The 13680-nt window shown below is 64.2% G+C and carries 16 protein-coding genes and 1 pseudogene; 8 read left to right on the forward strand and 9 right to left on the reverse strand.

The genetic code is table 11. The annotated features are described in order from the left end of the window. From AC5RWD_RS19405 to AC5RWD_RS19415, 3 genes and pseudogenes are all read left to right on the forward strand, one after another. Positions 1-155: pseudogene (locus AC5RWD_RS19405) on the forward strand (sugar phosphate isomerase/epimerase); the annotation flags it as partial. A 362-nt stretch (positions 156-517) separates the two neighbouring features. After that, positions 518-1666, forward strand: a complete 1149-nt coding sequence (locus AC5RWD_RS19410; RefSeq protein ID WP_494021578.1) for a zinc-dependent alcohol dehydrogenase — start codon at positions 518-520, stop codon at positions 1664-1666. Between the two features lie 13 nt (positions 1667-1679). Beyond that, positions 1680-2246 carry a hypothetical protein gene (locus AC5RWD_RS19415; RefSeq protein ID WP_494021579.1) on the forward strand — a complete coding sequence of 189 codons (567 nt, stop codon included), beginning with the start codon at positions 1680-1682 and terminating at the stop codon, positions 2244-2246. A gap of 140 nt (positions 2247-2386) precedes the next feature. Here the strand turns inward: AC5RWD_RS19415 and AC5RWD_RS19420 are convergent, their stop codons facing one another. Next, positions 2387-2941 carry a TetR/AcrR family transcriptional regulator gene (locus AC5RWD_RS19420; protein ID WP_494021631.1) on the reverse strand — a complete coding sequence of 185 codons (555 nt, stop codon included), beginning with the start codon at positions 2939-2941 and terminating at the stop codon, positions 2387-2389. Positions 2942-3076: 135 nt separating this feature from the next. Between AC5RWD_RS19420 and AC5RWD_RS19425 the strand changes: the two genes are divergently transcribed. Next, complete coding sequence (locus tag AC5RWD_RS19425; RefSeq protein WP_494021632.1) at positions 3077-3241, forward strand: hypothetical protein; 165 nt, start codon at positions 3077-3079, stop codon at positions 3239-3241. Here AC5RWD_RS19425 and AC5RWD_RS19430 read toward each other — a convergent pair. The 3 genes from AC5RWD_RS19430 to AC5RWD_RS19440 all read right to left on the reverse strand — a co-directional run bounded on the left by AC5RWD_RS19430 (position 3188) and on the right by AC5RWD_RS19440 (position 6213). Further along, complete coding sequence (locus AC5RWD_RS19430) at positions 3188-3403, reverse strand: death domain-containing protein (RefSeq protein ID WP_494021580.1); 216 nt, start codon at positions 3401-3403, stop codon at positions 3188-3190. The two genes, AC5RWD_RS19425 and AC5RWD_RS19430, sit on opposite strands and share 54 nt — an antisense overlap. A gap of 226 nt (positions 3404-3629) precedes the next feature. Then, the gene (locus AC5RWD_RS19435) at positions 3630-4475 is read right to left on the reverse strand and encodes a hypothetical protein (RefSeq protein ID WP_494021581.1); all 846 of its coding nucleotides are present in this window, start codon (positions 4473-4475) and stop codon (positions 3630-3632) included. Next, positions 4459-6213 (reverse strand): NAD(P)/FAD-dependent oxidoreductase, encoded by a 1755-nt coding sequence (locus AC5RWD_RS19440; protein WP_494021582.1) that lies wholly within the window; start codon positions 6211-6213, stop codon positions 4459-4461. Before AC5RWD_RS19440 ends, AC5RWD_RS19435 begins: the two co-directional genes overlap by 17 nt. A gap of 436 nt (positions 6214-6649) precedes the next feature. Between AC5RWD_RS19440 and AC5RWD_RS19445 the strand changes: the two genes are divergently transcribed. Next, complete coding sequence (locus tag AC5RWD_RS19445; protein ID WP_494021583.1) at positions 6650-7702, forward strand: hypothetical protein; 1053 nt, start codon at positions 6650-6652, stop codon at positions 7700-7702. A gap of 99 nt (positions 7703-7801) precedes the next feature. Here AC5RWD_RS19445 and AC5RWD_RS19450 read toward each other — a convergent pair whose 3' ends face one another. Further along, positions 7802-7951: a lmo0937 family membrane protein gene (locus AC5RWD_RS19450; RefSeq protein WP_307105367.1), complete on the reverse strand. Its 150-nt coding sequence runs from the start codon at positions 7949-7951 to the stop codon at positions 7802-7804. 131 nt (positions 7952-8082) lie between these two features. After that, positions 8083-9006: a LysR family transcriptional regulator gene (locus tag AC5RWD_RS19455; RefSeq protein WP_494021584.1), complete on the reverse strand. Its 924-nt coding sequence runs from the start codon at positions 9004-9006 to the stop codon at positions 8083-8085. A gap of 263 nt (positions 9007-9269) precedes the next feature. Here AC5RWD_RS19455 and AC5RWD_RS19460 point away from each other — a divergent pair, with 263 nt between their 5' ends. From AC5RWD_RS19460 to AC5RWD_RS19470, 3 genes are all read left to right on the forward strand, one after another. Beyond that, a complete protein-coding gene (locus AC5RWD_RS19460) occupies positions 9270-9614 on the forward strand; it encodes a CBU_0592 family membrane protein (protein ID WP_494021585.1) in 345 nt (114 codons plus the stop codon). A gap of 108 nt (positions 9615-9722) precedes the next feature. Further along, the gene (locus AC5RWD_RS19465) at positions 9723-10202 is read left to right on the forward strand and encodes a hypothetical protein (RefSeq protein ID WP_494021586.1); all 480 of its coding nucleotides are present in this window, start codon (positions 9723-9725) and stop codon (positions 10200-10202) included. 81 nt (positions 10203-10283) lie between these two features. Beyond that, on the forward strand, positions 10284-10691 hold the full coding sequence (locus AC5RWD_RS19470) for a hypothetical protein (RefSeq protein ID WP_494021587.1): 408 nt from the start codon (positions 10284-10286) through the stop codon (positions 10689-10691). An 8-nt stretch (positions 10692-10699) separates the two neighbouring features. On the opposite strand, the gene AC5RWD_RS19475 is transcribed toward AC5RWD_RS19470, so the two are convergent. From AC5RWD_RS19475 to AC5RWD_RS19485, 3 genes are all read right to left on the reverse strand, one after another. Beyond that, entirely contained in the window at positions 10700-12133 is a 1434-nt protein-coding gene (locus AC5RWD_RS19475; RefSeq protein WP_494021588.1) for an MFS transporter, read from the reverse strand. A gap of 147 nt (positions 12134-12280) precedes the next feature. Continuing rightward, positions 12281-12994, reverse strand: a complete 714-nt coding sequence (locus AC5RWD_RS19480; protein ID WP_494021589.1) for an SCO1664 family protein — start codon at positions 12992-12994, stop codon at positions 12281-12283. A 35-nt stretch (positions 12995-13029) separates the two neighbouring features. Beyond that, on the reverse strand, positions 13030-13677 hold the full coding sequence (locus AC5RWD_RS19485) for an MSMEG_4193 family putative phosphomutase (RefSeq protein ID WP_494021590.1): 648 nt from the start codon (positions 13675-13677) through the stop codon (positions 13030-13032). Between the last annotated feature and the right edge of the window lie 3 nt (positions 13678-13680).

The raw sequence follows: 13680 nt of genomic DNA on the forward strand, positions 1-13680 counted from the left end.
CCGCGATCGGCTACACCGGCCCCATCAGCATCGAATGGGAAGACGCCGGCATGGACCGCCTCCACGGCGCCCCCGAAGCCCTCGCCGCCCTGAAGAAGTTCGACTTCCCCGCCTCGCAGACCAGCTTCGACGCCGCCTTCAGCAGCAAGGACTAATTGTCGAGCACAGAAAGACCAATGTTTGGTCCTGTGTATGAGGAGCCAGCATGTGTACTCACGCCTATGACCAAGTTTGCCCTCACTCGCGCCGGCTAGTCGGGGCAACTCTCCGACATACGATTTCAGCGGCACTGGCAGGCGGATCGTGGGCGGCGAGTACGGCGACGACAGCCAATGTTGTGCGTGGGCGTTATCCATCTGGGCTTTCAGGATTGGACTCCGGGTGGGGGCATCTCGCAAGTCGAAACGTCACCCCGGCTGAAGAAATAGAAAGCTTACTTATAAAAAGTCCTTGACCTCTTCCGCTGGGTGGTGGAAGCCTGAGATCCCTGTAACGGCCAGCTTCTGAGGCGGCAAAAATGAAGGCAATGGTGTATCGCGGGCCGTATAAGGTCCGGGTGGAAGAAAAAGACATTCCCAGGATTGAACATCCCAATGACGCCATTGTGCGCGTTTCCCTGGCGGCGATCTGCGGTTCGGACCTGCATCTTTATCACGGCATGATGCCCGATACCCGCGTCGGGATGACGTTCGGACATGAGTTCGTGGGCGTTGTCCATGAGGTGGGCAGCTCTGTGCAGAACCTGAAACCAGGGGATCGGGTGATGGTTCCGTTCAACATCTATTGCGGCTCATGCTATTTCTGCTCGCGTGGGCTGTATTCCAACTGCCACAACGTGAACCCGAACGCGACAGCGGTGGGCGGGATCTACGGTTACTCTCACACCTGCGGCGGTTACGACGGCGGCCAGGCTGAGTACGTTCGCGTCCCCTTCGCGGACGTGGGGCCTTCCCTCATTCCTGAATGGATGGAGGAAGAGGACGCGGTACTGCTCACGGACGCCGTCGCCACGGGCTACTTCGGCGCCCAGCTCGGTGACATCAGCGAAGGGGACACGGTGGTGGTCTTCGGTGCCGGACCGGTCGGGCTGGTCGCTGCCAAGTCGTCCTGGCTGATGGGCGCCGGGCGGGTGATCGTCATAGACCATCTCGAGTACCGCCTCGAGAAGGCCAGGGCCTTCGCCCACGCCGAGACGTACAACTTCGTGGAATACGACGACATCGTCCTGCACATGAAGAAAATCACGGATTACCTCGGCGCAGATGTAGCGATCGACGCCGTAGGGGCAGAAGCGGACGGCAACCTCACCCAACACGTGACGTCCTCGCAGCTGAAACTGCAGGGCGGGTCTCCTGTGGCGCTGAACTGGGCCATCGACTCCGTCCGCAAGGGCGGCACCGTGTCCGTCATGGGGGCCTACGGTCCAATGTTCAGCGCCGTCAAGTTCGGCGACGCCATGAACAAGGGCCTCACGCTGAGGATGAACCAGTGCCCGGTCAAGCGCCAATGGCCGCGGCTCTTTGAGCACGTCCGAAACGGCTACCTCAAACCCAGCGACCTCGTGACGCACCAAATCCCGCTGGAACACATCGCCGAGGGCTATCACATGTTCTCAGCCAAGCTCGATGACATCATCAAGCCACTCATCGTCCCGAGTGCCAGCTGAAGGAGCGGACGCCATGCCCTACACAGCCGATAAGCCCAAGCCCAATGAAACCAGCGAGCAGCTTCGGGCCCGTATCCCGGGATGGGGCGTTGACCTTGATCCGAAGGACCGGCCCTCCGTGCCGCGGGAACGCACCGACCTCGTCACGGGTGCCCACTGGGAGTTCCCCGAACGGCAGGAAGAGAAGTGGCCGCGGGAGCGGTCCGTCGAGCACAAATTCCTGACCCCAGTCTTCGGTACCTCCACTCCGCCCGCCGGCGTCTCCGGAATGATGCGGAAGTTCGCCTACCGGTACAGCGAAGGCCGGGCGGCCCACTGGCTGATCCTGCTTGCAGCGGACCGCGTGAACGCATGGGAGAGCCACCTCGGATCCTTCCTCTCGCTGCACCCGGACAACCCGATCACCGAAACCGGTGTCCTCAGCGAGTTCTCCGGGCACGGGCTTCGGTCCAGATTCGGCAGGAAACGCGCGGACCTCGCGCACCAGTGGATCGACCCGGCCATAGTCGCCGGCCCCTGGATCCTCGCTGGCGCTGGCGTGTACGCCCTCGCGAGAACCTTGACTCGGCGGAGGGCCTAGTCCCCTTTCTTCCCATGGCCGACGAAACCAAAGAGACCGCGTCGACGTTCATGCAACGCCATCAACGCCTTCGCCTCCCTCCGCATCTAGTGAAGGGCGCATATGGTTTCTCCGAGTTGCGGGAGTTCCCACAGCTCCTTCTACGACCGGTGGTGGTCCATGAGCAGCTTGGCCATGGTCCTGGCGCGGCCAGCAGCGCGGGAGTCGCCCTCGGCCGCGGCGACGATAGCTCCCTTGATCAAGATGTGGATAGACCAGGCGAAGTCGTGCGGGTCGTCGAGCCCGGCCGATTCTGCGAGTTCCGCGATCTGTTGGCGCGTCCTGTCCAGGTACTGGATGCTCGCTTTCCCGAGGGGGTGGTCGGGACCCATTTCCATCAGCACGTGCAGGAAGGAGCTGACCTGGGCAGCGCCCTCGCGGAACCAATCGTCGAAGACGTCGAAGATGGTCAGCATGGCTGCCTCGTCACTGGTCCCGCGACGGGCGATTGCGTTCTCGATCGCGACCGTGCGTTCCAGATACCACTGCTCGAGGAAGGTCAGCACGACGTCGTCCTTGGAGCGGAAGTGCCTGTAGAAGGTTGCCTTGGCCACGCCTGATGCGCGGATCAGTTCGTCGACTCCAACGTCGCGAATCCCGCGACGGGCGAACAGTTGGTATGCCGCGGCAACGATCTTCTCCCGAGGACCGTCCATTGCAGGGCGCTCTGACTGTCCAGCGTCGCGTTCTGGAGTTTCCACACACGGATGATACATCCCACAGGGCGCAGACAGACCGGTCTGTCTACGCTTCGGAACACTGGGCCTGTCCTGCGCACCCGGTGGAGAGACATGAAGAAGAACAAGGGCGGGCGGGTGTTCCGGCCTTATCAAAGCCTCGTTGGGCTTTTGCCGCGCATGGAAAACGTCTCATTTTCTGCAGTCCCGGCCGACGGAGGTGTTTCATCGCTTCCCATACTTGCGGTGGACAGCTTGTTTGCTCACGCCGAGGCATAGCGCGATAGCTTCCCAGGAAAGGCCGGCCTGTCGGGCTTTGCGGACCAGGGACGCTTCGGTTCGCCCAACTTCTTTTTGCAGCTCAGCGACGGCATGCAGGGCTTCAGCGGGTCCTTTCCCGTCCATGGATGCAACCAGCGTCTTCATCCGTTCCACCTCCATGCGTCAACATTAGTTGACGTCACGGACCGGGGTCAACACTAGTTGACGTCCCCGCTGGCCGCTTCGGGCAGATTTAAGGTGTTTGACCGGAGATTTGACCGAATGTACCCCTGCTTTCCTGGACATCCCGTCGCGGGGTATCTGCACACGGGGCTGTTTCCAGCGGCGTTTTCTTCCTAGGGCTCCAGAGTTAGAAGCAAACCCCGCTTCATGCCACCCGCCCGGACTACCGGCGGCGGGAAAGTGCGAGTGCCCACCCGCCGGCCACTCCAATGGCAAGTAGCACGGTAACGAAGCCGATCGCCGGCGCGCTCGGCCATGTCAGGGCGTCGCCATACCGCAGCAGGGCAACCGCCTGCAGAATAACGAAGGCAACGGACGTCAGGGCCACGGGGCGGACGGTGCGAAGATCGCCGCTCAACTGGCCCTGCGCGGCCGCCCAGCCAAGACCGACCAGCCACGCTCCGATCGCCCTCGCTGTGAGCTCGGACAGTGGCCACGGCCACCACGTTGCGGCAGGAATGGGTACAGCTAGGAGCGCCACGCCATACAACAGCAGTACCGCGGCGATTCCCACCAGGAGCAGCCGGAGTGCAGGGGGCAGCACCGGCCGTCCCGCCGTTACGGACTTTGGGGCAGGACGCCGGGACCGGATCTGCATCCGGCTTATGACGAGCATCGCCACGGGCACGATGGCGTAGATTGCCAGCCACGCCCAAGTGGCTACTTGGGCGGTGGGGCCAGTGGCTGACGACAGGTGGAATCGATTGAGATGGAGCAGGGTGACTCCGAGGGTCAATGTCGTAAAGACGAACACGGGCCAGACTGCCAGCCTCGCTGAATCCCAACTCGCTGAGCGGGCGCCCGTCACCTCCAGGCCGGCACTCGACCAGTATGCCGCCCCGAGGAAGACCGCGGTCATCGGCGGATTGACTGTCCACGCGAACCATTCCTCAGTCCGGAGCGGAAACACGAACAGCACGAGCCCGGCAAGAAACACGAGGAATGCAGCGACATAGAGCAGCCGCCGCATCGGCGGAATCAACGGTGTGACTTCACCTGAAGCGGCCATCACCGGGCAGCTCCTCGGGTGCGGCCGCCTCATCAGGGGCAGGGTGCGAGGCAGGCAGGGGGTTCTCGGCCAGGTAGGTGTGAAGCATCGAGACCACGGTGGCGCCGTCCCCGACTGCGGTAGCGACTCTTTTGATCGAACCGGCGCGCACGTCGCCGATCGCGAAAATGCCGTGCATGCTGGTTTCCAGCGCTAATGGCGACTTGGTGGACCCGGCGTCGCTGACATCCCGGCTGGCGCCCGTGCGCAGAAAACCGCCTGGGTCACGCTCTACGGTGTCGGGCAGCCAGGAGGTCCGCGGCACCGAACCGATCAGCACGAACAGGCCGCCTGCTTCGATCTCCTCGCCCGGGGTTGCGCCGGCTCCGGATGCGGCCACCTTGACGGCGGCAAGGAATCCGTCCTGATCGCGGGCACCCACGATCACGGTGCTGTAGCGGATGGCAACGTTCCGGGTGGCCTCAAGCTGATCGATGAGGTATTCCGACATACTTACCGACAGGGTGGGTCCGCGCACCAGCAGCGTCACCTTCTTCGCGTACTTGGCCAGGTGCAGAACGGCCTGTCCGGCCGAGTTTCCGCCACCCACGACACAGACGTGCTTGCCGGCCATCGACGGCGCCTCGGAGACTGTGGCCCCGTAGAAGACGCCTCTGCCGACCAGATCCTCCAGCTCAGGCATGCCTAGGCGACGGTAGTCCACGCCGGTGGCCACCACGACTGTGCGGCACCGCACGACACCTCCATCGGAAGTCGCCACCGCGTACAACGCTCCGTCCGCGCGGAGCCCCTCCACCTTCCGCAGGAACAGGAAGTCCGTGCCTAAAGTCCAGGCCTGGTGAAATGAGCGGTAGGCCAAGTGGGCGCCGCTCACTCCGCGGGAAAAGCCGGGATAGTTGCGGATCAATGAGCTGGTGCCGGCCTGGCCTCCCACAGCCTCACCCTCCACCACCATGGTGGCGAGGCCCTCGGAGGAGGCATACACGGCGGTCGCGAGACCGGATGGACCGGCCCCCACAACCACCACATCGAAGATCTTGTCCGCCGGGGGCGGTCGCGTCACCCCCATAGCTTCGGCAATCTCCAGATCACTTGGGTTCTCGAGGACAATTGGTGGAGCGGTGAACTCCAGCACCATGACCGGCAGCAGGGGGTCGCGCAGATTCAGACTCTCCAGCGTCCGTTGCGCGGTCTCTGATCCCACAGGGTGGAAGCCCACCGGGATGTGGTTTCGACTCAAGGAGTCGCGCAACAAATGAGTCCGTTCGTCGCCTACCTCCCCGATCAGCCGGACCGCCTCGAACCCGACCCCCTGGGCCAGGTGCCAGTCGTCGAGGGCATCGGTAATCGCCCCATGGAATTCTTCGTCGCGCGATCGTTCGGGACGTATGATCACCAATTCGGCGTACCCCTGCGCGATTGCCCGGAAGACGGTGGGGGCGCTGGCGAAGTCACCCCATGTCACCACAACACCACGCTTGGCGGCCGGGTGAAAGGCATATGCACGACGCAGGAAATCGAGTCCACCCCGGTCAGCCGGACCGTAGCACCCGAGGATGAGGGCGACCTGCCGGTTCCAGCGCCTCAGCCCCTCAAGCACCGCCCGCCCGTGGGCGTGGTCGGCGCAGGCCACCACTTCGTAGTCGGCACCGTACCGTCGACGTAACTCATCTTCAAGAACGCGCCGAGAGGCCGGGTCTGTGGTTGCAAACAGCATGACCGGAACCGAGTCATCCATGGCCGCCGTCTTTCCGGATCAAGGGTTCGGTGAGGTCACGATACTCGCGCCTGGACATTGGGGACAAGGGCTGTTGCCTCGATCCCGTCGTTCCAACAGCACGCCAGCGCCCACGCGCGCACCGACGGTCACCCCGTCATGACGTCCTTTGAACCAGGGGAAGACTGGTTCTACGAGCACACCACGAAGAAGTTCTTCCGAGGCCCGCGGCTTCCGGATCCCCAGTCCAGACCACTGGAACAGCCGGCGCCTGCACCGGCAGGCAAGGTACCGGCCGACTGGCGAGAGCACTTACACCGGTAACGGTCCTGCATTTGGTCCAAACGACGCCCCCTGTTCACCGTCCCGAAGCCCTTGGGGCCATGCCCGTTCTTCCGCAGCAGGAAGTCTTTTGACGCACCCCCCAGTCCTACTCGGCAGAAACAGGAACACCTCCATGCCTTCAAAGACCTTGAAAACAACGACGGCGGCAACCGTCCTGGCGCTCGGCCTCCTGGCGGCGCAGCCCGCCAACGCGGCCAACAACACCCCCGACAGCGCCGCCGATAACGAAGCGTTCACCTTTGGCGTCATCGGCGACATCCCCTACGGCGACGCCGAAATCGCCAAATTCCCGTCCCGCATCCAGGACATCAACGCCGATAGCGCGCTGAAGTTCGTCACCCACGTGGGCGACATCAAAAACGGCTCTTCGCTCTGCTCGGACGAGTACTTCGCCAACATCCGCTCGCAGTTCGACACCTTCGAGCTTCCACTGGTCTTCACCCCGGGCGACAACGAGTGGGTGGACTGCCACCGCACCAACAACGGTGCTTACAACCCGCTGGAACGGCTGGACGAGCTGCGCGAGGTTTTCTTCGACGAGCCCGGCAAGACCCTGGGCGCAACCATGCCGGTCGAGACCCAGGAAGACGCTGGACTCCCGGAAAATGTCCAATTCACCCAGAACCGGGTGGCCTTCTCCGTCGTAAATATCCAGGGAAGCAACAACTCATTGCTCCCTTGGAGCGGTTTGGGAGAAACCACACCCACGCCCGAGCAGCTGGCCGAAGTTGAGCACCGGACCGATGCCGTCCTGAACCAGATACGGGACACGTTCACTGACGCCGAGCGCCGCAACGACCGCGCCGTGGTGCTGATGACCCAGGCCGACATGTTCGACCCGTCGCTGCTCGCGGCGGCCTCCGCCAACCCCGCAACGGTCTCCGGGTTCCGGGAAATCGTTGCGGCCATCGTTGACGAGACCAACCGCTTCGACCGCCCGGTCTACCTCATCAACGGCGACAGCCACGTCTTTGCCGATAACCGGCCGCTGGCAGCCGGATCACCATGGCTGGAGATCTACGGCCAGCCCGCCGCGGATGACCTGCAGCGCGTCACCGTGGACGGATCTGCAAATGCCACGAATTACGTCAGGTTTACGGTGGCAGGCAATAGCAGCGGCGCCGGAGGCGTCCTGAGCTGGGAGAAGGTCCCCTTCAGCCAGTAGGCACTATGCGGGAGCGGCCGACGGCGGGATCCCCCCGCCGTCGTCCGCTCGAGCCATGATGCCGGGCGGGTCGCCGCGTCGGCAGAATAACGTGCCGTCTTACACTCGGGAGGACCTGCCGCGGATGAAGTGGAAGATCAGGACGACCACTGCGATTACCAAAAGCAGGTGGATCAATCCGCCGCCGATGTTGCCGAGCAAGCCGAGAAGCCAGAGAACTGCGATGATGATGGCTATCCAAAGCAACATGGGAATCTCCTTCATTTGTCCGCGGAGCTGTGGTGGTATCAGCGTATGCCCGGATCCGGTTGCCGGAAATAGCTGGACCTCACCCAATTGTTCCGAGGACTAAGGACAATTTGGGACCAGAAGGAGGCCGGTCAGGACGTCGACCGCGTGTCGAACGCCGCAGCCGATTCCCGCAGCAGGCGCGCCACTGTGTCCACCGGCATGCTGGCTGACCGTCGACGGTCGAACCGGCGCAGCACGATGCGCCGCGTACCCAGCCCGGGGACGTCAAGGATGTCCACGCCGTCCTGGACCACTCCGGTCAGCGCCAGGGTGGGCACAATGGCAACACCCTCGCCCGCGGCGACCAGTGCCAGGGCGGTCAGTGTGTCCTGGTACTGGTGCACCGTCTCAATCTGGGCACCCGTTGACTCGCGGAGCCGGCCGAGCACCGAAGCGTTGGCGGCCGAGGACTCGACGCCGAGCCACGGTAGTGGCATCCGGCCAAGGTCGATGTTCTCAGTGCTGAGCAGGGCACCCGCGGGTACCACCAGTTTCCAGGGTTCGTCCAGCAGTGGCTCCTCGGTCATTCCGGCGGAGAGCGAACGCTGGCCGGACGTCGTCGAATCGAGCTCGACCACCACGGCATCGAGCTGGCGCTGGCGGAGCAGCCGCATCAGGGCCGGGAAGTCGTCCTCGACGACCCGGATCTGCAATTGCGGATACTGGGTGCGCCACTCGACAAGGCGCGGAATCACCACCGTCCGGACAAAGCTGGTGAATCCGCCCACCCGCACGACTCCTGCGATCTTGGCCCCGCCTTCTATCCGGGCGCGGGCGACGCTGAGGGCGCGTTCTATTTCCTCGCCTGCTTCTGCGATGGCCAGGCCGGCGGGTGTCAGAAGCGAGCCTTTGGGTGTGCGCACCACCAAGGCGTGCCCCGTCTCGTCCTCTAATTTGTTGAGCTGCTGGGACACGGCGGACGGCGTAATTCCCAGTTCGTCAGCGGCGGCGAGCACTCCGCCTGTACGGGCAACCGCAAGAAGAACTCGCAGCCGGCGCGGATCGATATCCATGTTAAGCAGTTCTAAACCATGTCTTCAGTGGAATGCAATTGATCTAAAGCTGTAACGTCCCCATAATTGCTGTTAAAAGTACAGAAAAGGGATGCAGGCCGGACCGTCCAGCGAGTGAGGTTCCCGCCGGTACGGAGAAAAGGCCGTTCCAGCAATGCCTGATCCCTTCGGCAACGGCGCCTTTTCTGGAATAAAAACATACCGCCCGTCATCTCCCCTCCGCCCCACGGACGGTAGCCGGGCATCAACCCTGAAAGGACATCATGGAACTGCTGTGGGAAATCTCCGGCTGGGCAGGCGCGGTTGCGATACTCAGTGCGTACCTGGCTGTGTCCATGGGTTGGCTGAAGGCCGGCAAGGGCTTCCAGACCGCGAATCTCCTCGGTTCCTGTGCCTTCATTATCAATGGTGCATTCCACGAAGCGTGGCCGTCCGTGGTCACGAATGTGGCCTGGTTCCTCATCTCCGCGGTAGCGCTTTTCCGGATGCGCTCCGCGCAACAGCCGCCGGTGGCCGCTGTTGAGCCTCCGCAGGTGCAGTTTCCCGGTGTCCCCGAAACCGGCCAGTTGGCCATTGTTGAAGCGCCTCGGGCACCTCGCTGCGCATAGCCCCGGGCCCACAACGGAGATTAATACCGTCGCACGGCCGGAAGGCCATGAGATAGGTCTAGGGTGGGAACCGTCGGCAATCGCCGCGAATACCCTCAAGGAGGGTGCATGAACTCCATCCAGTCCAGCTCCGATCACTTCGGGCAGCATCTGAAAAGTGTCGGTGGCTCAGAAGCTGACGTTAGCGGCTCAAACTACCTCGTCACGCCAGAGGACACCGTTGCAAGCGCGGCATCGGGCCTCCGAATTCAACAGCAGCAGCAAGGCAACGCACCGAGTAAACAGTCCACTCTCCATGCGGCCGCCCAGGTGCTCATCAGCCGACGGGACGAGCAGGACCCCGGAAATCATCCTGGGACGTCCCAGCCCGGGGAGTACCAACTGGACATCCATCACGAGACGGGCCGCACCACCCGGGAACCCATCCCCGAAACCGACCTGGAGGCAGCGCAGATCTGGGCCCAGGCACGGATCGAATCGGAAGGCGCTAATTTCGGCGCCATCTACTTCCCGGCCGGAGGAGGCACTGACCCAGGTACGGGCGCGCTGGAAGGCAACTACGACCGCGCCGTGGGCTGGTACCGGTAACCCGACGGTGGCTCATCGACCTGCCGAAGAGCCGCCACTTGCCGCCAGTAAGATTTTTGTACCGCCGTTTTAGGGAGTGACGTGCGAGGTACAACGGTCCGGCGGAATTTCGCCGCATGGCAGGCCTGGCTCTGGCTGATTGGTGCCGGGTTCGCTGTGTTGCTCGCTGGCATCGTCTTCGGCCTGCAGAAGACCGGTCCGCTGTGTGGCAGTCCGTTGATTCCGGACAGCCGTGCCGCCGAAGCGTTCGACGCGCTCCACCGCGGCTCCGATGCCGCGGCCGCCTGCTACCGCACCATTGGGGCGGCCTCCGTTCCTACTTGGATTCTGATTGCGCTGGGCGTCGTTCTGGTCCTGGCGGGCGTAGCCGTGCGGATCGTCGTCATCAGCCGGTCCGCTGCCCCGAGTCGTGAACCGCGCGTTCCGCCGCTCGGTCCAGAAACGCGAGGTCCAGATGCGCCCGGGACCGGCGGCGGCAGCCCGCGGTAAGAGAGCCGCTACTCGGCAGCCGATGCCGCCGCGTTCCCCGGGGCCTCTGCAGCGGCCTGCGCGTACGAGGCCGAGACCCTGCGGTAGACCGGCGTCAGAAAGGCCAGAAGCGCGGCCGCGATCATGATGACTCCTGCAACCAGGAACACCAGGGCGATGCCGCGGGAGGTGCCCTCGCCCAGGAGCGGGGCCAGCCGGGCGGCGCCGTCGGCGGACCGCGCGTACGGGATGATCCAGAACTGGGCGATCGGGGCAATAAGGAATGCGGTGACCGGCGCGGCGGCGGACTCGAAGGCCATGGCGAACCCGAACACCCGGCCTTGGCGGGGCAGGGGCACCACCTGCTGGATGACTGTCTGCTCGGCGGCCTCCACGAAAGGTATCAGGACCAGGTACAGCCAGATGCCCGCGACGTACAGCCAGGCCCACTCCCGCAGCGTGAACACCGCGCCGAGGAGCCCCATCACAGCCACGGCGATGAGCAGGGTGCGCAGGGGATTGGCACCGAGCCCGAACTTGCCGATTAGTGCCCCGCCCACGATAAACCCGGTGGAGCCGAGGGCGAAGACGGCCCCCCACATCTCCACGGAGAACATCTCCAGTCCGTACGGATCCATCAGCGCCATGTAGACGCCGCCAATGAAGTTGTTGAACGTGGAAAACAGGATGAGCGCGAACAGCCCGGCTATGGCAAGCACGGCGGCGAGTGAACCTCGCAGATCGAATCCGCCGTGCGCATCTGTGGCGGCCGCCCGCACTTCCTCGGGCATGCGCAGGGTGAGCAGGTGCGCGAACGCCAACGCGGTGAGCACCAGGGCGACGACGATCGTCCACCCCATGCCCAGCAGCCCGACGGACAGCCCGGAGAGCAGCGAGGTGACGATGAACATCAGTCCCTGCACCATGCCCACCAGCCCGTTGGCGTTGGCTCGCCGGTCCGGCTCGATGAGGATGGTGACCGTGGTGGACAGCGCGATGTTGCGCATGTTCTCCACCACCGCCCCGACCAGGATGATCAGCATAAACATCCAGAACCACGGCTGTGTCAGGTCCAGCAGCCAGGCCGTCGGCGTCAGCAGGAACATGACCCCGGACAGCACGAACATCACCAGGGTGAAGCCGGCAGCGAAGCGCATCACGGCCAGCTTGCGGTAGCGGTCCACGAAGGTGCCGAAGCTGATGCTGGAAAGGGCGATCAACAGCATGTACGCACCGCCGACCACCCCGGTGGCGATCACGTTGCGCGTCTCCAGGTACACCCAGAACGTCAGCGCGAACCAGAGGTAGCTGGTGGTGACGTTCGCCAGCGCAGTGTTCACCAGGATTTCGGTGAAGGTGCGGGACCGCTGTGCCGGGCTGCGCAGGGAAGTGTCGACCGCGTCGGGATCGGTCAGACGGGGAGCCTCGGCATCCTGGACCGGGGCCGGTTCCTGCTCGGTCATGCGTCCCAGTGTACTGACAGCTGACGGGCACGGAAACGGCCCGTAAGCGGACGACGGCGGTACCTCCCGCCGTCGTCCATTTACCTTAAGCGCAAGTTACGGACACCTGCAGGGGCCGCAACTGTCCGTTCGCGCCAAGAACCCAGCTCACACCAGCGGCCACGGGTACCGCATGCCGGTGCGGTCCACCGGCAGCACCGGTTCGTGCAGCAGGCGCCGCACCCGCCGCTGCAGGGCGGTGACCTCCGAACCGTCGAGGAGCTCGGCCACGTCGGCGGGCACGGCGTCGGCGAGCGGGGTGATGTCGTCGAGCAGGGCTTCGGGGATGGGGTCGCCCGCGAAGTCCCAGATCACGGTGCGCAGCTTGAAGGCTGCCGAGAAGCAGAGCCCGTGGTCGATTCCCCACACCCGCCCGTCGTCGCCGCGCAGCACGTGCCCGCTCTTGCGGTCCGTGTTGTTGGCGACGTAATCGAACAGGGCGATCCGCGCCAGGTCGCGGTGGGTCTCCGGGACGTCGGCGTAGAGGGTGAAGTAATGCTCGCTGAAGTCGCAGTCTATGAACCACTGCAGCGAACCGATCCCCAGCGGCGCCTCCTCGCGGATTACCGTCGTCGGCACAATGCCCCAGCCCAGGGACTCGCTCAGCAGGTACGCCGCGCGTTCCCGCCGGTACAGCCCGGGCTCGAAATCGGACAGCGGCCGCTCTCCGGCCTCTGGCTTGTATACGGCATAGGAAGAGTCGTCCCCGGCGGAGACCTCCACCAGGAACGTCTCGTTGCTGCTGCGCGGGATGCGTCCGAGCAGCTCCACGTCGCCCTCGGCGAGCAGTGTCAGCTCCCGGCCGGACACCGGCTGTTCCATGTCACCCTCTGCCCCATGTCACAGCACCTTGACCTTCACTCCCGCAGCCCGCTCAGCGGTTCCGACGTCGAATTCACCATGAGCACTGTGGGCGCCTGGCTGTCCGAATAGGAGATGGCCGAAACCGACCCCGGGCTGATCACGATCCTCTGGAAGAGGTCCAGGGGCGTGCCCAGGGCATGGGCCACGGCCGCCTTGATGGGGTCGGCATGGGAAAAACAGACGACGACGCCCCCGGCGTGCGCTGTCCCCAGCACATCGAGCGCCCCGACGATCCGCGCCTGCATCTGGGCGAAGCTCTCACCGTTGGGAAAGCGGAAGGCCGACGGGTTATGCTGCACGGTCTGCCATTCCGGCAAGGCCGTCACTTCGGCGATCGCGGCGCCGGTCCAGTCGCCTTTGTCGCATTCGAGCAGGCCGTCGTCGTGGATCACTTCAAGTCCGGTGCTGGCTGCCGTGGGCTCGGCCGTCTCGCACGTTCGCTCCAGCGGCGACGAGTAGACAGCGTCGACCGGCAGGCCCGCCAGCCGCTCCGCTACCCGCTCGGCCTGGGCACGCCCACGGTCAGACAGGTGCAGTCCCGGTGCCCGCCCCGGCAGCACCATGCCCGTGGTGGGCGTCTCCCCGTGGCGCACCAGAAGGAGGAGCGTGCTCTCCGATTTGGACGGCGTTGCTGAATCCATCAG

The sequence above is a fragment of the Arthrobacter sp. CMU6 genome (assembly GCF_059090205.1).